Source organism: Acinetobacter sp. NIPH 542 (assembly GCF_000369825.1).
Taxonomy (GTDB): Bacteria; Pseudomonadota; Gammaproteobacteria; order Pseudomonadales; family Moraxellaceae; genus Acinetobacter; species Acinetobacter oleivorans.
In genome coordinates this window covers 776,056-799,552 of the sequence record NZ_KB850206.1, presented here as the reverse complement: position 1 = coordinate 799,552, position 23,497 = coordinate 776,056, and the positions used below count along the sequence as shown (strand labels likewise).

20 protein-coding genes are annotated in these 23,497 nt (G+C 40.1%); 6 read left to right on the top strand and 14 right to left on the bottom strand.

Going from position 1 to position 23,497, the window contains the following annotated elements; translation table 11 throughout:
- Positions 1–24: 24 nt before the first annotated feature.
- From F886_RS09305 to pobA, 6 genes are all read right to left on the bottom strand, one after another.
- On the bottom strand, positions 25–1,179 hold the full coding sequence (locus F886_RS09305; protein ID WP_005304140.1) for a TIGR03364 family FAD-dependent oxidoreductase: 1,155 nt from the start codon (positions 1,177–1,179) through the stop codon (positions 25–27).
- Between the two features lie 105 nt (positions 1,180–1,284).
- Positions 1,285–2,994, bottom strand: coding sequence for a putative 2-aminoethylphosphonate ABC transporter permease subunit (locus tag F886_RS09300; protein WP_005304137.1), 1,710 nt, complete (start codon positions 2,992–2,994; stop codon positions 1,285–1,287).
- Positions 2,988–4,190, bottom strand: a complete 1,203-nt coding sequence (locus F886_RS09295; protein ID WP_005304134.1) for an ABC transporter ATP-binding protein — start codon at positions 4,188–4,190, stop codon at positions 2,988–2,990. The genes F886_RS09300 and F886_RS09295 overlap by 7 nt, the downstream gene beginning before the upstream one ends.
- Positions 4,191–4,212: 22 nt before the next feature.
- Positions 4,213–5,250 carry a putative 2-aminoethylphosphonate ABC transporter substrate-binding protein gene (locus tag F886_RS09290; protein WP_005304131.1) on the bottom strand — a complete coding sequence of 346 codons (1,038 nt, stop codon included), beginning with the start codon at positions 5,248–5,250 and terminating at the stop codon, positions 4,213–4,215.
- A gap of 91 nt (positions 5,251–5,341) precedes the next feature.
- Entirely contained in the window at positions 5,342–6,064 is a 723-nt protein-coding gene (locus F886_RS09285) for a UTRA domain-containing protein (RefSeq protein ID WP_005304127.1), read from the bottom strand.
- 175 nt (positions 6,065–6,239) lie between these two features.
- Positions 6,240–7,454 (bottom strand): 4-hydroxybenzoate 3-monooxygenase, encoded by a 1,215-nt coding sequence (pobA, locus tag F886_RS09280; protein WP_005304124.1) that lies wholly within the window; start codon positions 7,452–7,454, stop codon positions 6,240–6,242.
- A 141-nt stretch (positions 7,455–7,595) separates the two neighbouring features.
- Between pobA and pobR the strand changes: the two genes are divergently transcribed.
- Positions 7,596–8,411, top strand: a complete 816-nt coding sequence (gene pobR, locus F886_RS09275; RefSeq protein WP_005304120.1) for an IclR family transcriptional regulator PobR — start codon at positions 7,596–7,598, stop codon at positions 8,409–8,411.
- 57 nt (positions 8,412–8,468) lie between these two features.
- Here pobR and F886_RS09270 read toward each other — a convergent pair whose 3' ends face one another.
- Positions 8,469–9,065, bottom strand: coding sequence for an NAD(P)H-dependent oxidoreductase (locus tag F886_RS09270; protein ID WP_005304118.1), 597 nt, complete (start codon positions 9,063–9,065; stop codon positions 8,469–8,471).
- A 98-nt stretch (positions 9,066–9,163) separates the two neighbouring features.
- On the opposite strand from F886_RS09270, the gene F886_RS09265 reads away from it, so the two are divergent.
- Positions 9,164–10,075 (top strand): LysR family transcriptional regulator, encoded by a 912-nt coding sequence (locus tag F886_RS09265; RefSeq protein ID WP_005304116.1) that lies wholly within the window; start codon positions 9,164–9,166, stop codon positions 10,073–10,075.
- Positions 10,076–10,151: 76 nt separating this feature from the next.
- Here F886_RS09265 and F886_RS09260 read toward each other — a convergent pair whose 3' ends face one another.
- Positions 10,152–10,703 carry a TetR/AcrR family transcriptional regulator gene (locus tag F886_RS09260; protein WP_005304113.1) on the bottom strand — a complete coding sequence of 184 codons (552 nt, stop codon included), beginning with the start codon at positions 10,701–10,703 and terminating at the stop codon, positions 10,152–10,154.
- A 697-nt stretch (positions 10,704–11,400) separates the two neighbouring features.
- Between F886_RS09260 and F886_RS09255 the strand changes: the two genes are divergently transcribed.
- A complete protein-coding gene (locus F886_RS09255; RefSeq protein ID WP_416202153.1) occupies positions 11,401–12,393 on the top strand; it encodes a DUF4238 domain-containing protein in 993 nt (330 codons plus the stop codon).
- Positions 12,394–12,444: 51 nt separating this feature from the next.
- On the opposite strand, the gene F886_RS09250 is transcribed toward F886_RS09255, so the two are convergent.
- Complete coding sequence (locus F886_RS09250) at positions 12,445–13,824, bottom strand: L-serine ammonia-lyase (protein WP_005304108.1); 1,380 nt, start codon at positions 13,822–13,824, stop codon at positions 12,445–12,447.
- A 450-nt stretch (positions 13,825–14,274) separates the two neighbouring features.
- Here F886_RS09250 and F886_RS09245 point away from each other — a divergent pair, with 450 nt between their 5' ends.
- The 3 genes from F886_RS09245 (at position 14,275) to abaF (ending at position 19,032) form a co-directional block, all read left to right on the top strand.
- Positions 14,275–15,846 (top strand): APC family permease, encoded by a 1,572-nt coding sequence (locus F886_RS09245; RefSeq protein ID WP_005304105.1) that lies wholly within the window; start codon positions 14,275–14,277, stop codon positions 15,844–15,846.
- Between the two features lie 153 nt (positions 15,847–15,999).
- Positions 16,000–17,580 (top strand): aldehyde dehydrogenase (NADP(+)), encoded by a 1,581-nt coding sequence (locus F886_RS09240; RefSeq protein WP_005304102.1) that lies wholly within the window; start codon positions 16,000–16,002, stop codon positions 17,578–17,580.
- Positions 17,581–17,742: 162 nt separating this feature from the next.
- Complete coding sequence (abaF, locus tag F886_RS09235) at positions 17,743–19,032, top strand: fosfomycin efflux MFS transporter AbaF (RefSeq protein WP_005304099.1); 1,290 nt, start codon at positions 17,743–17,745, stop codon at positions 19,030–19,032.
- Positions 19,033–19,099: 67 nt separating this feature from the next.
- Here abaF and F886_RS09230 read toward each other — a convergent pair whose 3' ends face one another.
- From F886_RS09230 to F886_RS09210, 5 genes are read right to left on the bottom strand one after another with little or no spacing between them, the layout of a single operon-like run.
- On the bottom strand, positions 19,100–19,852 hold the full coding sequence (locus F886_RS09230) for an AraC family transcriptional regulator (protein WP_005304095.1): 753 nt from the start codon (positions 19,850–19,852) through the stop codon (positions 19,100–19,102).
- A 44-nt stretch (positions 19,853–19,896) separates the two neighbouring features.
- Complete coding sequence (locus tag F886_RS09225) at positions 19,897–21,159, bottom strand: FAD-dependent oxidoreductase (RefSeq protein ID WP_005304093.1); 1,263 nt, start codon at positions 21,157–21,159, stop codon at positions 19,897–19,899.
- Positions 21,159–21,389, bottom strand: a complete 231-nt coding sequence (locus F886_RS09220) for a (2Fe-2S)-binding protein (RefSeq protein WP_000615330.1) — start codon at positions 21,387–21,389, stop codon at positions 21,159–21,161. The genes F886_RS09225 and F886_RS09220 overlap by 1 nt, the downstream gene beginning before the upstream one ends.
- Positions 21,390–22,493 (bottom strand): NAD(P)/FAD-dependent oxidoreductase, encoded by a 1,104-nt coding sequence (locus F886_RS09215; protein WP_005304089.1) that lies wholly within the window; start codon positions 22,491–22,493, stop codon positions 21,390–21,392.
- Positions 22,490–23,422: a 4-hydroxyproline epimerase gene (locus F886_RS09210; protein ID WP_005304087.1), complete on the bottom strand. Its 933-nt coding sequence runs from the start codon at positions 23,420–23,422 to the stop codon at positions 22,490–22,492. Before F886_RS09210 ends, F886_RS09215 begins: the two co-directional genes overlap by 4 nt.
- Positions 23,423–23,497 lie beyond the last annotated feature (75 nt).

Here is a 23,497-nt window from a genome sequence, read left to right as displayed (position 1 = left end):
ATCTGGTTTAAACCAGATGACAAACTAGTAAATATTTTGTTCTAATACTTCTTTCATAAATCCGGCCCCTGTGGTCATGCCTTTGCCAGCAATTGCACTCACCAGAAGGATGTTTTTTTCAGCTTCAGTGATACAGGCCAACTCATGTTCATGGGTCAGGTAATAACCATTCCAACGTTTTTGAATTGGCGGTAAAGTCAGCCCTAATTTTTCGTGGCAGTACGTTTGAATAAACTCATTAATCTCTTCACGCTGCTCAAACTGAGGCGCTTCATTAATCGAATGATATTCGTGGCTATCACCTACGATCAGTTCACCAAATTCATTTTGTTTAATCAGAATATGAATGCCGAACTCTTTAATAAATCCCTGTTGCGATGCTTTAACCAGCTCAGCATGACTTGGGCAAATTTCAAAAGCTGGATAACGTGAAATAGATAAGCCTGAATAAAGAGAAGCATTTAATTTTTGTTGAAATGGTTGGGTCAGGGCCATTTGTAAGCCACAACGTTTCAAGTTCAAACTTTGTAAAAGATCTGGATATAAAACATCGATGACTTCACCGTGACAGATCAAAACTTTATTTGCCCGATAAGTCACTCCACTTGCCAAACGAACGTGACAGCTTCCATGCTGATATTGAGTTTGAACAACACAAGCATTGGTATAAATTTCTACACCTTTACTTTCGGCATATGCCAACAGTCGCTGACCAATCACATGTGGTTCGACCGAATAATCTTCTTCAAAAACCAAGCCGCCTTGAAACTGTTGCTTAGGATTTAAATAGGAAAATTGGGTGACCAGCTCATCATGACTTCGTAAATGAACTGGAATTTGGTAGTTATTTGCACGCTCGGTAAACTCATTTAAAACTTGCCATTCAAGTGCCGTATTGGCGAGATAGACACCTTGGCGTTGAGCAAACGAAATATCGGTTTCAGCCTGAATGCGTTGATAAAAAGAACGCGTTTCAAAAGCGTACTTTCGCCACTGCTGTTCAGGATGGGTTAATGTCGATGTCCCGACCATGCCGAAATTACGGCGAGTCGCCCCCACTGGCTTAGCATTTTTCTCGAAGATACAAACTTTTAAGCCTTGTTCTTGTGCCTGTATGGCTGCGGACAAACCTAAAATACCAGCACCGACAATAATTAAATCAAACTGTACGTGATTCATAAGACTTCCAATTTGCAAAATTTAGAATGAATAAACCCTTGCCTTGTTAAACAAAGCATTTCGTTTCACTCGGTTAAATAAAAATTGTGTTTAGCTAAACGCTAGTTAATGAGAGCTTTCACGCCACTGCTGACTTCTTGCCATAATTTTTCGGGTAAATAACCAATGAATGAGTTTTACAACACATGAGGTGGTTAAAATCAAAATGCTCATGGCAACAGCAGCAACCGTGTCTCCTGCATCATCCATATTTAAAACGGCCACCGCTGCTAAACTGGTGTCTGGTGAATAGAGGAAAATCGCAGCTGACACAGTGGTCATGGCATTGACAAAAACATAGACCGATACATCGCATAGCGCTGGAAAACACATTGGCAAATATACTTTCCAAAAGGTTTGCCACTTCGATGTTCCTAAAGTTTGTGCTGCTTGGTCGAGTTGTAGCGGAATCTGTTTAATGGCATTGGTTAAAGTAAGATGTGGCACGGTGTAATAATGCACGATGGTTGAAATCACCAAAATGGTCATGGTTCCATACAGCACATTTAACGGGTTGCTTTGCTGGTTAAAAAACAAAATGTAGGCAATACCTAGAACTAACCCCGGTACAGCAAGGGGTAATAAAACTAAAGCTTGCACATAATTTTTAATGAGAGGATGTGCCTTAAAACGTTCAGTTAACAGTGCCACCATAAAAATGAGTGCTGTTCCAAAAACTGTACTAAAGAGTGCCATTCGAACCGAATTAAAGTACGCTGCCCAACCACCGCCATCGACATATTCAAAACTGTAATGTGCCAAGGTCAAAGACAAATCATAAGGCCAAGACTGTATAAATGAAGCCAACACAGCCGTAAAGATAATCAGCAAAATCGCACTTGAAACCAAACCACAAAATAGGCTCAGAACGACTTCAAGTTTTTTATTAGGCGCAGAGACATAAGGTTTAGCCTGAAAAGCTTGAAAACGTGCATGACGTTTGCTTTGTATACGATCAAAAATGAACACAAAAACTGCTGGTAGCAATAATAGAATCGAAATCACCGCACCCATGCTCATGTTTTGCTGACCAATAATCTGTTTATAGACATCAAGCGCCATCATGTTAAATGAACCGCCAATGACTTTCGGAATCCCAAAATCGGTCAGTACATAAATAAAAGCCACTAAACTTGCGCTGATGAGTCCATAGCGAATTGCAGGTAGCGTGACATGGTAATGGGTCTTCCAGATATTTTTGCCGAGCGACAAAGATGCTTCAATTAAACGCTGATCGACGCTGCGAAAAGACACCATCATCAACATCAAAATTGCTGGAAATAGCCAAAAACAGTAACTGATTAAAATACCGATTGGGCCATAAATTTGTATATCGGCCAGTAAAGGTTTTAATACACCTTGCTTACCAAACAAGTAAACCAGTGCCAAAGAGGGCAAAAGTGACGGCGCTAAAATGGGTAAAAAAGCGACCACTTTAAAGAAGCCTTTGCCTTTCATATTGACGTTGGTAAGTGCAAAAGCATAAATACTGGCAAGCAACACTGTAATGACAGTGGCAGCACAAGCAACCCACACCCAGTTAAATACAGAGCTGAGTAAAGCTGGACTTGCAAAATAATTATAGAAGTTTTCAAGGCCAACAAAGTTTTGATTTTCATCAAAAAATGCAGTTTCAAACAGCATTATTAAAGGAGCAATAATTGCTAAAGTCAAAGCAATTGCGACGCTAGCCAAACCAATATTTGATCTTAATGAATAGTCAGTTTTCCGACGCGGCTGTGTTTTTAAAACCGCTGAAGCAGCTTCATTTAACATAGTGCGTACCCTTGTTCGTCAAAGACATGGATGAGCTGATTAGGCACTTTTATAAACATGAGTTCTTGCAAAGATTTAAACTTTGTATTTTCAATCTCAATTTGCAAAAGGTGTTTTGCCTGCTCAATTCCATCGATATGAATAGCGCAAAATAAACGGCGTTTTGCACCTAAAAATTCAGTGCTTAATACTTTAACTGGTAAATACAACGATTCTTTATCACTACCAAAATCATCAACCAACTCGACAGCTTCGGGTCTAAAACCAATGTTGTAGTTTTGCCCAGCTTTAAGTTTTTGCTGCTCCAAATTTAGGGGAATAAAACCTAAAACCTCGAGCTGATTGGCGACTGAACAAGTGGCTTTTAAAAAGTTCATGGTGCCAATAAACTTTGCAACGAATTGGGTTTGTGGCTTGTAGTAAATATTGTGCGGTGTATCAATTTGCTCAATGACGCCATGATTCATCACCACAACACGGTCAGAAATGCTTAACGCTTCTTCTTGATCGTGTGTGACCATAATGGTGGGCAAGTTAAGCTGCGTTTGAATCGAACGAATCTTTTGTCTTAAGTTTAGACGTACCTGAGCATCGAGTGCAGACAATGGTTCATCCAACAGTAAGATATCAGGCTTCGGTGCAATTGCACGAGCAAGCGCAACACGTTGCTGCTGCCCACCCGACAATTGATTTGGATATTTTTTAGCAATATCGGGTAATTCAATCAGTTCTAATAATTGCTGAACTCGTTGACTACGCTGTGCCTTATCCCATTTCTTTTTGTCTAAGCCAAACGCAATATTTTCTTCAACGTTTAAGTTTGGAAATAACGCATAGTTCTGAAACACAATGCCACAGTGACGCTTTTCAGCACTCAACAAAGTAATGTCTGCGCCCTTTTTTATAACCTTTCCATAATCAGGTTTTTCTAGACCCGCAATTATGCGTAGCAATGTGGTTTTACCGCATCCAGAAGGCCCTAAAAAGCTCACGAACTCGCCAGCTTTCAGGTCTAAATTAATATGCGTTAGGGCCTGAAAGTGTTGGAACTTTTTTTGAATATCCACCACTTCTAAAACCGACGGACCCTGTTCAGGATATTTATAGGTCGTTAATGTCGACAATAAATGCCCTGCTAACTCGCCCTTTTGGTTTTGACCCAGCAGCGATGATTGCAATGAAGAAGGTATTTGCATAATGAGGCCCTTATCCAAAAGATCACTTTTCAAAACGCTTTGACCATTCAGCCAAAATACGTTCACGCTGCTCGGCCGCCCAATAAAAATCATTTTTTACGAGCATTTGGGGAAGGTTTTTCGGGAAGTCCATAGTGGTATTTTCAATGCCGTTGTAGGCCACCATTGAAAAGTTATGGGCATAGGCTTCATTTGCTGCTTTGCTTACCGACCAATTTATAAATTTCTGTGCGCTAATTAATTTCTTGGTTCCTTTCACAATTGCTGAGGCTTCCATTTCCCAGCCTAAACCTTCAGTTGGATAAACCACTTCTAAAGGTGCACCCTCTGCTTTTAATTTAAAGGCTGGATAACCGAAAGAAATTCCAATTGGGATTTCGCCCTGTGCAGCCATCTTGCAAGGTTTTGAACCCGAATGAGGATATTGTGAAATGTTTTTATCTAAAGCCTGCATATAGTGCCATGCCTGCTTTTCACCCCAGATCTGCATCCAAGCTGTCACATCTAAATACCCTGTGCCACTTGAGGCTGGGTTTGGCATCACAATCAGGTTTTTATAAATCGGGTTGGTTAAATCTTTCCAAGTTTTTGGAATAGGTAATTTACGTTTTTCTAATTCTATTTTATTGACACAAATTGCAGATTCCCATGCATCCATACCCGTCCAAGTCGGAACAGTTTTTTGGCTTACAAATTCTGGTTTTAAATTTTGGATGCCTTCAGGTTTAAAAGGCTCGAGCATATCCTTCTTTTCCATGACCAGTAAGCTGGTTAAAGCCACACCAAAAACCACATCCGCTTGAGGATTCTTCTGCTCTGCCAAAAGTTTAGCGGTGATTACACCAGTTGAATCACGCACCCATTTTACTTTGAGTTCAGGATAGGCTTTGTGTAATTCTTCTTGATACTGTTTAAGCTGGTCGGCTTCCACTGCCGTATAGACTGTAATTTCTTCTGATTGTTTTGATGTTGCCGATGAACATCCCATTTGAATAGCGACTACCACACCTAAAACTGATGCAGTGCCGAGTTTAATTGTCTGTTGAACATACTGTTTCATCTGCAAACCATCGAATGCAATTATTTGATGATCGTATTTCAACAGGTTTATATGACAGTTTAATTAATCTGGTTTAAACCAGATTATATTTTTATGCTCGCGCTTCGAAGTGCAAATCTAAAACATCGTGTAGCCAATATTCTTGGTCAACATCGGTGATTACACCCTGCTCATTTCTGTTGCTACGACAAATATATAAACCGAGTGCGCCCGTATTTACATGCAATGCTTTCGCCTGTTGGTCGGATAAAGCGGTCGGATACAGGTTAATATCGGCTCTAGTGATATGGCAGTTATATTGATTTGCCATGAGTAAAGTAATGGATTGTTTTAGATCATGAGTTAAAAACTCAGGAAAAAGCTCAGCATTCACACGTAAATGCTCAACCAAAACAGGTCGTCCATTAATGCAACGACGTCGCCAAACTGAATAAATTGGATGCCCTTTTTCAACTTTTAAATGCTTGGCATCCCAAGAAGTGGCTGTGGTTAGCTCACTCGAAATCACTTCTGTAGAAGGTTCATAGCCTTGTTCAATCACAAACTGGTTAAAGTTTTTTGTCGATTGCGGGTGATAAATAATACGAGGAGAACGAACATACCAACCACGGCGGTCCAAGCGATAAATCAAGCCATCAGTTTCCAAAGCCAGTAAAGCTTCACGTGCAGCCACACGAGTGGTTTGGAATTGTTCCGAAAGCACTCTTTCTGATGGGAGTTTTGCGTGGGCTTCTAATATGCCAGATTCAATATCATGGGCAATTGCATCGCGGATAGGAATATATTTAGGTATGCGTGCTTGGTCCTGTTCCATATAAACTTAGAATTTATAAATAAAGAAATTAATAGCAATATACTGAAAAAATGTGACAAAAGCTTTTATTAATGCTGATCTTTTAAGCAAAACAATCTCTTAAACTATTACGTCCCACTTAAGTTTTTATATAAAAAAAGGACATTTTCATGCCCTTTTTATTTTTACCTAACCTTTAGCTTGCGTGCTTAAAACTATCAATTTGCTTAATCTCATAAGGCAAACCTACATAGTTTTCGGCCAATGTAGTTTTACCCGCAATTGAACCCAGTACATAACTTAACTCGGCCTGTTTAATCTTGTGATCAAACTCACTTTCAGTTTCAAAACGATGTAATAAATGAGTCATCCACCAAGAAAAACGCTCTGCTTTCCATACCCGTTGTAGGCATTTCTCTGAATATTGATCAATCCCTTGCTCGGAACCTTCAACATAATATTCAACAAGCGCACTTGATAAATAAGCAATATCGGAAGCCGCGAGGTTTAGGCCTTTTGCTCCTGTCGGTGGCACAATATGCGCAGCATCACCTGCTAAAAATAATTTTCCAAAGCGCATTGGTTCGGTCACAAAGCTTCGTAACGGCGCAATACTTTTTTCAATAGAGGCCCCAGTTACTAGCTTTTCACGGCTTTCGGGATCTAGGCGGTTTTTTAACTCATCCCAAAACTTTTCATCTGACCAATCTTCGACGTGATCTGTTAAAGGGACTTGTAAATAATAACGGCTACGCGTTTCAGAACGCATACTGCATAAAGCAAATCCACGTTCTGACTGTACGTAAATGAGTTCATCGGCTACAGGTGGAACGTCTGCCAACACCCCTAACCAGCCAAACGGATAAACTTTTTCAAAGGTTTTAATTTTATCTTCTGGCACGCTGGCACGGCAGACACCGTGGTAGCCATCACAACCAGCAATAAAGTCACACTGAATTTGAAAGGCTTTACCTTGGTACTCAAACTCAACTTTTGGTGCAGTGTAAAAATCTTTCACTTGTACATTTTGAGCTTCATAAAATGAAGTGAGCTGCTCTGCTTCACGCGCAGTCATTAAATCTTTGGTGACTTCGGTCTGACCATATACGGTCACTTGTTTACCACCCGTGAGTGCGGCTAAATCAACTCGATGCAATTCACCATTGGTTAAGATTTCAATGCCCGAATGTGGTAATCCTTTTTCTTTTAAGTTTTGGTCAACGCCTGCTTGTTTCAGTAAGTCGACCGAAACTTGCTCTAAAATTCCTGCACGAATCCGTGAAGCCACATATTCAGCACTACGTTGCTCAACAATAATATGGTCGATGCCAGCTTTATATAAAAGTTGCCCAAGCAATAACCCTGCTGGTCCAGATCCAATAATTGCAACCTGTGTCTTTAAAATATCCATAACTTCATCCTTGTTTCATCCTGACTTTTAAATTACTGGCTTTAAGTTTTGTGCACTATGTATCCAAGACGAAAATAACCGTTTATCATTTAGTTTGTCCGAATAGCGGACAGAAACAACCAAAATAACAGGAATGAAAGGATGCCTTCTCTCGATGCTTTTTTAGAGCACCCAAACTCGCATGAGAAAATTCGTCAAGAAGACTACATTGCAGGGTTAGCAAAAGGTTTAGCTTTACTCGAAGCTTTTGGAACAGATCGGCAACGGCTCAATGTCACTCAAGTAGCCGAGCGAACTGGCATTAGTCGTACCGCGGCAAGACGTTATCTTAAAACTTTAAAATACTTAGGCTATTTAGAAACCGATGAACATTACTTTTGGCTCACTCATCGCGTGCTGCGCTTTTCGAGTTCTTATTTAAGCTCTGCCCACCTGCCTAAAGTTGCTCAATCATTTTTAAATCTTTTGTGTGCGCAGACGTCTCTAACTTTTTCGATTGTAGTTTTGGATGATAACGAAGTGGTGCCGATTGCCCGTAGCTATTTACCGCAGCAAGATAACTTACGTGTCAGCCCTTATGGCATGCATTTAGGAAACCGACTGCCTGCCCATGCAACGTCTACAGGTAAAGTATTGCTGGCAGCACTGCCCGAAGAAGCTCAGCATGCATGGGTAAAGACTTATGGTTTAAAGCGCTTAACCCCTTTTACCATTGTAGATGAGTCGAAGTTTTTTGAAGTGCTTAAGGGCATTGCGTTATCGGATTATTGTCTTTCTAAAGAAGAACATGAGCTTGGAGTGATTGCGATTGCAGTTCCTGTATTTAATGCACAAGGTCAAGCGGTAGCAGCGCTAAACTGCATGTCTCAAACTAACCGTGTACAAGAAGATTATTTGGTTCAGCAAATTTTGCCATTGCTGCGCAACACGGCAAATGAACTTAGAAATGTGATTTAAATAGACTTAGAAACTCTTGTCTCCTAACCATGAATACAAGAGTTTCAACTCATAATTTTAAACGGCGAATTCTTTAACTCGCTGGTTTGCGAGGTCTAATGCATTGCTGCGATATGCCTGCATATCTAGGCCTTCTGCATAGATAAAATCGACTCCATGAATGCCCATTAGACCTAACACTGCTTTGAGATAAGGCGTGACTGCCTCAGTTTCTTGGCCGACATGAATACCGCCTCGACTACTTACCACCACGGCCTTTACTCCTTCCACCAAACCTTGAGGATAGGTTTCGGTATAGCGGAATGTTTGTCTTGCGCGTGCCACTAAATCAAACCAGTTTTTGAGTTGAGTCGGTACATTTAAATTATACATCGGTGCGCCAATGACCAATAAATCAGCACTTTTTAATTCAGCAATTAATTCATCAGATAAAGCAACGATTCGTTGAATGTCTTGATTGTTATTTTCAGCCCCACGAAGCGCCTGAAAGATTTCTAAATCTAATACAGGCAGATTCATTTCCGCTAAATTGCGTATGGTGATGTCATCTTGCAAACCTTGGTCTTTACGGTGTTCAAGCATGACATCAATGAGGCGATTGGTTTGTGAAACCTCACCCATAATGCTGGATTTTAATACCAATATTTTAGCCATGACCATCTCCACATTTTTGATGAAACCATATTAACTCCACAATAAATTCAACAGTGGTGATATTATTTCTTTATATTGGTTCCTTTTAGGCAACAATCATGCAACATGAGCTAAGTGCAATTTCTATATTTGTGACTGTGGTTGAAGCTGGAAGTTTTGTAAAAGCTGCCGAGCAATTGCATTTAACTCGCTCAGCCATAAGTAAAAATATTGCTCGGCTTGAAGATCAGCTTGGCGTTGCTTTATTTAAAAGAACAACGCGAACACTCAGCATGACTGATGAAGGCGCTTTGTTTTATGAACATAGCCGCCGAGCGTTGAGCGAAATACAAAATGCAGCGGCTTTATTAGACAAAGGGAAAATTAACGCAACAGGTCGTTTACGAATGTCTGTGCCAGTGCTGTTCGGGCAACTCTTTGCAGCCCCACTCATGGTTAAATTTGCTCAACAGCATGCGGACTTACAGCTAGAAATTTCATTTAATGATCGAACTGTAGACTTGGTCGAAGAAGGTTTTGATTTATGTATAAGAATTGGTTCATTGCCTGACACCACTCAGTTGGTTGCCAAACTGATTGGTCAGCATCGAATGCTACTTTGTGCCTCACCTGATTATTTAAATGAAGCAGGTCCCCTAGAACATATTGAAGACTTAGACCACCACGCCACAATTGCCGATCCACATTTTGGTCAAATAAAAAAATGGCAACTTCAACAGGAAAATAGCGAGCCTTTATTTATTAAACCCAAAGCAAAGCTTCTTTTAAATGACTTGCAGGCCATTAAAAATGCAGCACTTGCTGGAGCTGGTATCGCTTGGCTGCCCGACTGGCTTATTCAAAATGAATTACAGAATGGTAAGCTGGTTCAAGTGTTAGAAACCATGTCAAGCATTGCTTTTCCGATTCATTTGGTATGGCCTACGCTGCCTTTTATGCCACTGAAAACCCGCCTCGCAATCGATTATTTGGCACAGCATTTACCACCTGAGCTGAACAAACAAGTTTAAAGTAAATAAGGCCTTGTCCATTTCATCAAGGTTTTTTTTAATACACGAAGCCAAAGTTTATTAACGCTTTGACCTTCTATTTAGAATTTAGAAAACAATCCAGCACCTTTTCCCGATCGACTGCCCCATCTGAGCTTAAAAGCTGAATGATTGTGCCTTCAATCATATATAAAAATAGTTTTGCATCCTGAAAAGTCGCATCGGTTTTTAGTTTTATAAGTTGGCTGTAGATCTCATTGATTAGCCATGTTCGATATCTCACCGCGATTTGATAGGCTTTTGGATAGCTCAGTTTCGTTTCAAAAATAGCTTTAAATAATAGGTAGTACATCCCGTCTACATCGGTGTGTAAGAAATAAAGTTTCTTGAGTTTCTCCCCCACACTTGCGCCTTGATGGTACTCAGCAATTGAAACCACTTTTTCTTTTAAGCGCTCTTTCTGCACAGTTAAACAGATTTCAACAAATCGCTCTTTCGAGTGAAAGTAGTTATAAAAAGTCGCTTTTGGAATTCCGCACTCTTTCACAATTCTGTCGATTCCAACAGTATGAAATCCAAAATGGTGAAATAAATGAATCGACGTATTAATGACTTGCATGGCACGTGTTGAAAGAACTAACTTTGGCATTGTTTTACCGTTATAAAAAATTATTGTTGTTTCTAAACGAGATACTTTTTTGGGAGAAAAAAAGCACAGCAAAGCCTATAAAGACTGTGCATAGCACATCTCAAGTTTTGTTGTTCAAATAAGTTTTTTGAGCCGTAACGACTTAAAGCCTGAAAACCTTAGGGTGATCAAGCTCCTTTAAATTTTAGGCTGTGTCGTTATAGCTTTTGGCATCGAGAGCCAAGAAATAATTGATGTGCAAAGCCAACTCCTTTTTATTTGGAGTTCTGCCGACATGAATAGAAATTATGGTGGCAGAACGAAGGGGGTTCGCGGACTGGCCTTAAGACTCCAGCACACCCAAGGGTGTCCCCCTCCGTTCCACCATAGAGGGGGCACGAGGGTGTACACACTAAAAGTATAAAACCTTTAATGCTCCTAAGGGACGGTCCGCGACGACCGACTGGCAATGTGGCCAGCAGGCAAAGGATAGTGCTCTGTCCAATTGCAGTCAAGCACGCAAAATGCCATTTGTTTTAAATTAAATCATTAAAAAAGTAAGGCTAAATAATGAAGGAGTTATTGTTAAGTGGGGCGTTATAGAGGGGGAAATAAAAACAGCCTAGTGGTAGAGTGTTTTTGGGTGAATGATAAATATTTGGTATAAACTATACTAGGTTAATTTTAATAATCCTTTAAAATGGTACTAAATCATCAAATGGAAATGACACCGAAACAATTAGAACAACAAAGAGAAAATCACTATGTATGGGCTAATTACTTAAAAAATTGGTCCTTAAATAACTTAGATGTGTGGTATACAACAAAGAAACTTAAAATAGCTCATGACAGTGTTAAAGCAATTCTTAAGGAAAAAGACTTCTATAGGTATCAGTTCATTACAGACGAACATTTAAAGCTAATCTTATTTATATCAAAACAATCACCAGAAGAACTACAAAAACTACATAAACTTTATTTAGATTCATTCTTACAATTTCAAGCAATCGAATCACTGTATATAAAATCAGGGAAAAAAGATGAGAAAGTCCAAGCTTATATTGAAGTATTTAAAAGTAATACACTAGAAAAGCTGCATACGGCACATGAGAATGGTGTTAGTGCTATCCTAAAAAGTTTAAAAAACCATGATTTATCAGTTTTGGATGATATTCAAAATATGATTAATTTTATGAGCTATTGGGGACACCAAATTGCCAGAACCAAACCATTCAGAGATAAAATCTTATCTACTCAGACAGACCCAGAGTTACAGAAAATTTATAAAGAATCTTGGTGGTTTATTAGTTATATGTTTGGTATGAATATAGGAAAAAGTTTTTTTGAAACACGAAAAATTGATATACATTGTTTATTAATTAATGAAACAAATGAAGATTTCATAACATCAGATCACCCAATTATTAATGTACATGAAGCAATAAATGAAAATGATATGGCTGTTCCATCTGAAGATGAGGCAGACTTTTTTTATGCAATTTCTCCCAAATTGGGCTATATGATTAATAAATCTAAGCGCTTTAAAAAAGGTATAAATTACGTATCAATAGATTTCGTTAGGCAAGTTAATACAAAATTAGCTTTTTATGCCGATCAATACATTATTGGCACGACTGAAGATCAATTGAAAATTTACAAAAAATCGGTTGGAAAAAGATTAAAAATTATAAGAGAAATAAAAAAGATTTAATTTAATAGTTTTAATGTTAATAAGATGGGGCTAGATGCCCCATCTTATTTTTTAGCACTCAATTGCATTAACAGCGAGGCCACCTTTTGAAGTCTCTTTATATTTCTCAGACATATCTCTGCCTGTTTCTTTCATGGTCTGAATGACTTTATCGAGCGTCACAAAATGCTCACCTTCATCATGAAGTGCCATTTGTGCTGCATTAATGGCTTTTACGGCTGCAATTGCATTTCGCTCAATGCAAGGAACTTGAACCAAACCACCAATCGGGTCACACGTTAAACCTAAGTTATGTTCAAGGCCAATTTCAGCTGCATGTTCCACTTGTTCAGGTGATGCACCTAAAATCTCGGCTAAACCAGCCGAAGCCATCGCACAAGCTGAGCCTACTTCGCCCTGACATCCTACTTCTGCACCAGAAATAGATGCATTGAGCTTACATAAAATGCCAACTGCTGCCGCACTCAAAAAGAAACGAACCACTTTGTCTTCGGAAAAATCTTTAGAAAAAGTCACGTAATAATATAAGACCGCTGGAATGATTCCAGCTGCACCATTTGTAGGAGCTGTGACTACTCGGCCGCCAGCAGCATTTTCTTCATTTACCGCTAAGGCAAATAAATTGACCCACTCCATGGCATGAAAAGTCGTCACAATCAGGTTTGAATTTTTCTTATTTAATAATTTATCGTGAATTTTTTTAGCCCGACGTTTTACGTTTAATCCGCCCGGTAATATTCCTTCATTAATTAATCCGTTGTGAATGCATTGTTGCATCACCTTCCAGATGTCCATAATCTTGGTGCGAATCTCTCTTTCACTGCGCCAGCTTTTCTCATTTTCAAGCATTAATTCACTGATTGATAAATGATGAGTTTTACATAAGCTTAAAAGTTCAGCCGCACTGTGAAATGGATATGGAACTTTAACGTCACTGGTTTCAGATTGGGTTTGTGTTAATTGTCTTTGACTAATAATAAAGCCGCCACCAATCGAGTAATAGGTTTCTTCATATAAGATTTCTTCCGTCTCGTTATACGCAATCAACTCCATTGCATTGGGGTGATAAGGCAAAGATTCATCAAGAAAAAGTACATCACGTTTATAGTCAAAAGAAATACTCTTTTGCTGATTAAGCTGGATGGCGTTATTTTCAAGAACATCTTCAATCAAGTTTGTAGTTGCTTGAGTATCAATATGTTCAGGGTCAAAGCCCATTAAGCCTAAAAGAATAGCCTTGTCTGTCGCATGACCGACACCCGTTGCCGACAGCGAACCGTATAACTTCACCTGAACTCTAACCGTTGCTTGTAAATCGTTTTGCTTCAATAAATCATCCACAAAACTGTATGCCGCTCGCATGGGTCCAACTGTATGGGAGCTAGATGGACCAATACCAATTTTAAAAAGATCAAATACACTAATAAACACTGGGTCCTACCTTCAATTCATTATTATTCGTATGTTCGTCGTTATTGTGTCCTTTCGGATAACTCTAAAACTATCATTAAGCCATCCATAAAGCACTGAAAATAAATGGGTCATTGGCTAAAAACAACACAATCAATTTCTAATTTAATATTTTCCAAAAAATGGAATTTTCCATTAATTTAAATGGTAAATTACTCAACAAATATTTAAGAATTGTTCTTTTTAACAAATAAAATAGCGAACCTTTCCCAATTTTTTATAAAAAAAATTTGGTTTTCAAGCTATTTACTTGGAATTTAAATTATTTAAACAAAATTAAAAACAATAACTTACTCAATATTTAGATCACTCTTTGCCATTAAATAGAATAAAAATTCCCCTATTTACCAATAACCATATATCGTATACGATATATGAAAGAACAATAGTTCTGTCGTTAAGGAAAACGTAATGACAAGTCAGTTTAAAAAGCAGTTATCTCTAATGGATCTTACATTCATTGGCTTAGGCGCCATTTTCGGTTCTGGATGGTTATTTTCAGCAAGTCATGTGGCCTCTCAAGCCGGCCCTGCGGGTATATTGTCATGGATTATTGGGGGCTTTGCCGTTTTAATTCTGGGAATTATTTATTGTGAGTTAGGTGCAGCCTTACCACGAGCAGGCGGTATTATCCGTTATCCCGTATTTTCACATGGTCCTTTACAAGGATATTTACTTGGTTCTGTGACCGTCATTGCCTTTTCAAGTTTAATTGCAATTGAAGTCGTTGCTGCTCGTGAATATGCAGCAGCATGGTTCCCTTCACTTACAGAAATACACGATGGCATCCGATCTCCAACTACCATTGGATGGTTGTTTCAGTTTGCACTTTTATGCGTATTTTTTGCTTTGAATTATTACAGCGTAAAAACCTTTGCAATTGCCAACAACCTCATTAGTGCATTGAAGTTTGCGGTTCCAGTTTTAGTGATGGTTGCACTTCTCTATCACTTTAAACCGGCAAACTTTTCAATGACCGAGTTTGCCCCAATGGGTGCTCACGGCGTACAAGGTGCCGTATCTGCTGGCGGTATTATTTTTGCGTACTTAGGCTTAACGCCGATTATTTCGGTAGCCAGTGAAGTAAAGCGTCCTCAATTTACCATTCCTTTTGCACTCATCTTATCTGTCGTTTTAGCAACGATTATTTATGTCGTGCTTCAAGTTGCTTTCTTAGGTGCTGTACCTACCGATATGTTAGCAAATGGTTGGTCAGGACTCAGTGACAAGTTCCCATTACCTTATCGCGACATTGCCATGTTATTAGGTTTGGGATGGTTAGCACTGTTAGTTGTTTCAGACGCTATTATCTCTCCGTCTGGCTGCGGCAATATCTATATGGCTGCAACTCCACGTGTCATTTACGCATGGTCGAACAGTAATACGTTCTTCCATATTTTTACTCGTGTAGATCCAAAATCAGGCATTCCACGTTATGCATTATGGTTAACATTTGCACTTTCTGTATTTTGGACTATGCCATTTCCATCTTGGGATAAATTAATTTCTGTAGTTTCGGCAGCGTTAGTTTTAAGTTATGCCCTAGCTCCTGTCACAGTGGGTGCCTTACGTCGTAATGCTCCTGAGCTTGAACGTCCATTCTATGTAAAAGGCTTTACTGTTCTTGGCCCACTCGCCTTCGTGATTGCCTCTTTTATTGTCTATTGGTCTGGCTGGAATGTCATTTCATGGTTATTAGGTGCACAAATCGTATTGTTTGCACTCTATGTCATTTTTAAACGCTATGTGCCAACCCAAGAAGTCAGCCTAGCTCAACAATTAAAGTCATCAGCTTGGCTTCTTGTTTACTACATTTTAATAATTATTGTTTCTTACCTTGGCAGCTTTGGTGATGGTGCATCACACCTATTGGCAGCTCCGTTTGACACACTTTTAGTTATGGTGATTTCTCTTGGTTGTTACTACTGGGGAATACATTCAGGTTTACCAAAAGCACTCATTAAAAATGATGATGAAGCTTAGCGATCACTTGCTTAAACACATATAGGTTGGAGTTTTCTTTTGACTAATAACGTATACAAAATACTATATTTTTCGAAAGTAAAACCTAGGCTTCGATAATTCTCCAACGTCAGAAGAACAACTTTTGACGTTCACTCTAAAGTGAGGTTGATAATGTTAAATATTACTGGTCAAAATTTTATTGCAGGTCAACGTTCAAGTTCGGGCAGTAAATTTGTCTTAAGTTATGATGCTGCAACAGATGAAGCATTACCCTATCAATTTGCTCAGGCTACTCCTGAAGAAATTGATCAGGCAGCTCAAGCAGCTGCATTGGCTTATCCAGCTTTTAGACAAACTACGCCAGAACAGCGCGCTGTTTTTCTAGAAACAATTGCCAGTGAAATTGATACGCTTGATGACCAGTTTATTGCCACAGTCTGTCAAGAAACTGCTTTACCAGAAGCCCGTATTCGCGGTGAACGTGGGCGAACTACTGGCCAATTACGTCTGTTTGCTCAAGTATTACGCCGTGGTGATTATTTAGGTGCCCGTATTGATTTAGCTTTACCTGAGCGTCAACCACTTCCACGTCCAGATTTACGTCAATATAAAATCGGTGTTGGGCCAGTTGCTGTATTTGGCGCGAGTAATTTCCCTCTTGCCTTTTCTACTGCTGGTGGCGATACCGCTTCAGCACTTGCGGCTGGATGTCCTGTCATTGTGAAGGCGCATAGCGGCCACATGGCAACCGCCGAATCAATTGCAAATGCGATTTGTAGTGCAATTGAGAAATGTGCTATGCCAAAAGGCATCTTTAGCATGATTTATGGTCAAGGTGTTGGTGAACCCCTGGTAAAACACCCTGCAATTAAAGCAGTTGGATTTACAGGTTCACTCAAAGGTGGCCGTGCTCTCTGCGATTTAGCTGCTGCACGCCCTGAGCCAATTCCTGTTTTTGCCGAAATGTCGAGCATTAACCCAATGGTTTTATTACCCGAAGCTCTAAAAGTGCGTGGTGATAAAATTGCAGCCGAACTTAGTGGTTCAGTGGTTTTAGGTTGCGGTCAGTTCTGTACCAATCCGGGTTTAATTATTGGAATTAAATCAGCTGAATTTAGCCAATTTCTTGAGCAGTTCACGGCTGCAATGGCTCAGCAGCCACCACAAACCATGCTTAACAAAGGCACTTTAAGAAGCTATGAACATGGCCTTAAAGCATTACTCGCACACGACAAAATTGAGCATTTAGCAGGTCAACCACAACAAGGCCAGCAAGCCTATCCTCAGCTCTTTAAAGCTGATGCAGCTCTTTTACTAGAGCAGGATGAGTTACTTCAAGAAGAAGTATTTGGCCCAACGACGATTGTGATTGAAGTTGAATCGGCAGAGCAACTTGCTCTAGCGTTAAACGGACTTCGTGGTCAGCTTACCGCATCATTAATTGCAGAGCTGCAAGATTTTGAGAACTTCTCTACCCTTATTCCATTACTTGAAGAAAAAGCAGGACGTTTACTTCTAAATGGTTACCCAACAGGTGTGGAAGTCTGTGATGCCATGGTACACGGCGGTCCTTACCCTGCAACTTCAGATGCACGTGGTACTTCGGTAGGAACATTAGCAATTGACCGTTATTTACGACCAGTATGCTATCAAAACTATCCAGATCACTTACTGCCACTCGCCCTTCAAAATGCCAATCCGCTTGGTATTGAACGCCTAGTGAATGGTGAAATGAGTAAGGCTGCTCTTTAATATTTTTTGAAGGAGTTTATCCAAGTGATGAACTCCTTTTTATTTAGACCCAAATCTCACAACGTAACCGCACATTATTTAAATAAAAAAGTGCAAAAAATGAATAGCAAGATGCTCAAACAAATCTATGCGTAACATATTTTTAAATAAGGATATTGGTATATGACGACAACACTAAAAAAGGTAGTCGCGGCCTCTATGGTCGGCTCCGTAGCTGAATGGTATGAATTTTTCCTATATGGAACTGCTTCTGCCCTTGTCTTTGGCGAACTTTTCTTTCAACAAACGGGCAATGCTATAGATGGTATTTTGGCAGCCTTTGCCCTCTATGCCGTTGGCTTTTTAGCGAGACCTATTGGTGGCCTTGTGTTTGGTCATTACGGCGATAAAATTGGGCGTAAGAAATTATTGCAAATTAGCCTGATTATTGTTGGTATCACTACTTTTTTGATGGGCTGTATTCCGACCTTCCATCAAATTGGTTATTGGGCACCTACACTATTGGTTATGCTGCGTTTAATTCAAGGCTTTGCTTTTGGTGGTGAATGGGGCGGCGCAGTTATTTTGGTTTCAGAGCATAGTCCAGATGATCGCAGAGGCTATTGGGCAAGCTGGCCACAAACTGGTGTACCGCTCGGCAATTTAGTAGCCACACTGGTTTTATTACTACTTTCAAAAAACCTCTCACCCGAACAATTCCTAGATTGGGGATGGCGCTGTGCATTCTGGTTTTCGGCGGTCGTGGTACTAATTGGATTATGGATTCGAAAAAATGTAGACGATGCCGAGGTGTTTAAAGAAGCACAGGCCAAACAACAGCTTCTTGAAAAGCAACAACTCGGGATTATTGAAGTTTTAAAATATCATAAGAAATCTGTTATTGCGGGTATCGGTGCCCGATTCGCAGAAAATATTTTGTACTATATGGTGGTTACTTTTTCGATCAGTTATTTAAAGTTGGTCGTCCATAAAGATACTTCACAGATCTTACTGCTCATGTTTGGCGCTCACCTCATCCATTTCTTTATTATTCCTGTTATGGGGCATTTAAGCGATATATTTGGCCGTAAACCAATTTACCTTATTGGAGCTGTACTCACTGCATTTTGGGGCTTTGTCGGCTTTCCTTTAATGGATACAGGCAATAACTGGCTCATCATGTTAGCGATTGTGCTCGGTCTATTTATTGAATCGATGACCTACTCGCCTTACTCTGCGTTAATGACTGAGTTATTTCCAACTCACATTCGCTATACGGCGCTTTCATTTTGTTATCAAGTCGCACCCATTATGGCTGGTTCACTCGCTCCATTAATTGCCTTAACCTTACTCAAAGAATTTAATAGCTCGGTTCCGATTTCTTTATATTTGGTTGCCGCAAGTCTGATCTCTATAGTCTCGATTTTGCTGGTGAAAGAAACCAAAGGCCGATCACTTGCTTTTAAAGATTAATCTTTAAAATATACATTATTTGCTTAACGATGATTTTGGGTTGTTCTATACAGCCCATTTTTTTCATCTAAATATTTTTGGTAGAGGCACGATACAAAGTAGGCGACATGCCTGTATGCAACTTAAACTGACGACAAAAAGCACTATGGTCGGTATAACCACAGCGCAAACCAATTTGAGTAATCGGTAAATCTGTCGCCAATAGTTCAGTGGCGACTTGAAGACGAATTTTGCTAATCATTTGTCGCGGCGTTAAATGGTATATTTTTTTGCAATAGCGTTCTAACTGAGCCACCGACACACCAGCAATTGCGGTCAAGTGTGCCAACGTAATCGTTTCGGCATAATTCTTTTTAATATATTCCTCAACCTGAACCATTTTATAAAAAGCAGGATGTGTATTTTCAGGCACATTTAAATCATTAGAAATACCCGCTATTCCTACTAACTTTCCATCCGCATCAAATAAAGGTTCTTTATAAGTTAAACACCAGCCCGACTGATTCTTTGCATATAAATGTAGTTCTAATTGCTCTGTTAACTTTTTACCACGGCGAATGACTTGCAAGTCTTGAGATGTATATATTTTTCCAAGAGAGTGAGGAAAGACCTCTTCCGAGGTCTTTCCAAGTAACGCAGTTTTATCTTTTAGACCACAGCGATTTACTAATGTTTGATTAACAAAGACATAGCGTGCTTCAGTATTTTTGATGAAAAATACCACCGAAGATAAAGCATCAAATAATGGTTCAATACTTTCCAGATTTTTTAAGAAATCTTCCAAAGTTGTGGTTAGTTTCGGAATTTGAACCAAAGTCATGAGCTAGAGCGGGCAAAGTAATAACTTGTCTACTCTAGAACATTTCATTTTTGATTTAAAGGAGAAGTAGACATCGCCATGAGGCTTTTTACACGGGTAGGCAGTAATGGCGGTCGAGAGTTAGGTAGCTGCCAATCAAACAGGCAGGCGGCAGCTGTTGCACAAGTGCTTCCCTGACATGCTCCCATTCCACAACGTGTATGTAATTTTGCATCAATCCAACTACTACGCTCGGCAACCTTATCAAAAGTCACATCTTCACATCGACAAAAAATAGTTTCTGGGCGTGCAAGCGTTTTTAATTCAGTACGTAACTTAAAGCTTTTCTCAAGTAGATCTGCAAATAAACGATACCGCTGTCTTTGAGCAAATAATTGACTGGCTTTTTCATTTTGGCCTATAGCTGCATAACCTGCGATGCTACCTTCAACCATCGCCAGCTCACTTCCGCCAAAACCTGTACACTCACCTGCTGCCCAAACCTGCGGCTGTGATGTACGTTGATAGTCATCGACCGCAATCGCATTGTCCTTAATTTGACAACCCATTAACTGCCCTAATTGAGTATTCGGTACTAAACCAAACCCACAAGCGAGTCGATCACACTCGATTTCAACAATTCCTTTCGGCGTTTGTAGTCTTACTCGTTCAAGATGCTCCTGACCAATCGCTTCAATCACATAACTGTCAGTGTGATATAGACGATAAGGTAAAGATAACGCCTGTATTATTTTCGCAGGCCAGCGCCAAAGTTGTAGTGCAAATTTACGAACAGAAGATGAAGCTGCCTGTTCAGCAACATAGAGAACTTGAGCACCTGCTTTTTTTGCTGTGTCCGCACTTGCTAGGAGTAATGGTCCGGAACCAGCAATCACAACACGTTCATTTTTTACAGGTGTACCTGCTTTAATTAAAGCTTGTAAACCACCTGCACCCGTTACTCCAGATAAGGTCCACCCAGGAAAAGGTAAAAATAGTTCTCTTGCACCCGTACACAATATAAGCTGGCGATAAGACAAATTTAGGCTGTCATGAGGTCGCTCAACGAGTAATTGGCCTACAAAAGGTGCAGCGACAATCTTGGCACCAAACATAAATTCAATATTAGGATAAGCCTTGATTTGTTGATATTTCTGCTGCGCCATTTCAGGTACAGGAAAAATCGGTCCAGCACGCCAGATTTGACCGCCCGCTTGTGGGTTATTATCTAATATTAAAATTCGCCCACCACTCTCGGCGGCCGCAATAGCAGCTGATAACCCAGCAGGGCCTGCTCCTACAACTACTACATCGTATTGTTTTTCCATTATTGTGTTTCCACCTTCATGTCTTGCTGGCACAGCGTCTGACAAGCAAGCACTCTGAGTCCATTAATATTGACACGGCATTCCTGACAAACTCCCATTCCACAAAATGGAGTACGTTTTTCACCACAAACAGATAGACGACTGTAAGACTTTGCTTGTGCTAAAGCAGCAGCAACACTGGTGCCCTCAATCACAGAAACTGATTGTCCGTTAATAAAAAGCTGAATCATCTATGCAGCTCCTATAAAACGATGAGGTAAAAAAGGTTCAGGATCTATATCAAAAGTTAATCCACACACATGGGAAGCAATAAGTCTTGCTGTACCTGTCGCAGTGGTTACACCTAGTCCTTCATGACCAACCGCTAAATAAACCGATTGAAATGCAGGATGTCGTCCAATAACAGGAATGCCATCCGGAGTAGCTGCACGAAAACCAGTCCATGCCCGAATAACATTAAGATCAGCCAAAGCTGGAAAATAATCAGCAGCCTCTTTAAGCACCCGAGTAAACACTTCTGGCTCTACAGTTGGATCAACCGTATTGAACTGACGAGATGACCCAATAAATAGCTGACCTGTCGGTCTAGGTTGAATATTACAAGCGACTGAAATTCCACTTGTCGCTTGAGTGCTGGCTGCATAAGCCAAAGCCACTAACGTATGTTTTACATTTAATTCGGGATAACGGTCGGTAATAGCTAAATGACCTTTTTTAGGTTCAATCGGTAACTCTGGAAAAAAATCTGTCGCATGAATGCCGTTTGCTAAAACAATATGTGCTGCTTCGAGCCATGTTCCATCACTTAACTGAACCCGATTTTCTTCAATATGAATAACTTTAGCTTGTTGAACCTGAATCTTTTGCGGGAATTGTTTTAACAACCATTCAGCAGCACAGGGTGCATATAAAATGCCATCATCAAAAACTTCCAACCCACCGTAGAGACCATGCTTTAAGTGAGGTTCAAGCTGACGGATTTCCTCTGCATTTCGAAGTTGGCAACGGACACCTTGTGCAGTGAGACGTTGATATTTTTCTTCGGCAATCTGCATTTCTTCTGGGCTACTTGCCAGCCATAAAGTTGGTGTTTGGCGATAGGCACATTCTTCTGAAAGCTCGTGCCCTAATTCATGCCACAACTGAACTGACCAATGGCTAAGCTTTAATTCGGCGTCCAAGTCATCCATAATGACCAAATGCCCCATGCCCGCAGCTGTTGCCCCACCGATACGAGCATCCAAAACTTGCACATTTAACCCTTGCCGAGCCAATTCATAAGCACATGCCGCACCTACAATGCCTGCCCCAATGACGATGGCATCGGTTCTCATAGCTGAATACCCCAAGCAAATGGGTCATTTTCATCCATAAATAAAGTTGCTTCGGCACTCATGTAAGCTTCACCACGAATGGTTGGAATAACATATTCCCCTGCTTGCTCATAAGAGGCAATAAACTGGCTACCGATAATGCTGGCTTGTTTCCATAACTTTCCTGCTTCAAGTTTGCCATCTGCGGCCAAGCAAGCAATTTTCGCACTAGTTCCGGTTCCACATGGTGAACGGTCATAGGCCTTGCCTGGGCAAAGTACGAAATTTTTACTGTCCGCTTCGGCGTCACTTGCAAATAACTCAATATGGTCAATTTCTTGTCCATCTTTACCGGTTATTCCTTGTGCCGTAAGCGCTTGTCTGACTGTCCACGCATAGTCAGTCAGTTGATCCAAATTATCACTTGCAACACGTTGACCATGGTCATTAATCAAGAAGAACCAGTTACCGCCCCATGCAATATCACCAGTAACTTTTCCATACTTTTCAACATCAACTTCGACCGCTTTTTTATAACGATATGCTGGTACATTTCGCACGCTAACTGAATGATCTTCATGCAATGTCGCCTCAACATCGCCGACTGGAGTTTCAATTAAATGTGTGCCTACTTGTATTTTTCCCAAATGTGCTAACGAAGCCACTAACCCAATCGTGCCATGACCACACATGCCGAGGTAACCTGTATTATTAAAGAAAATTACGCCTGCACTCGCTTTAGGATTCACTGGCTTACACAATAATGCGCCAACCAACACATCATTACCTCGCGGCTCTAACATGGTTGCTCTACGGAAATGGTCATATTGTTCTGATAATATTTTTCGGCGGCTTTCCATATCTCCTGTGCCTAAATCAGGAAAACCTTCAAGTACTAATCGTGTTGGTTCGCCACCAGTATGAGAGTCCAAAATTTTTACTGTTTTCATAGAAGTATCCTTACATTTTTTTCTAGGATGACTGATCTCAAAACAGCAAGCTTGATCGTTTTCTTATGAATCGAT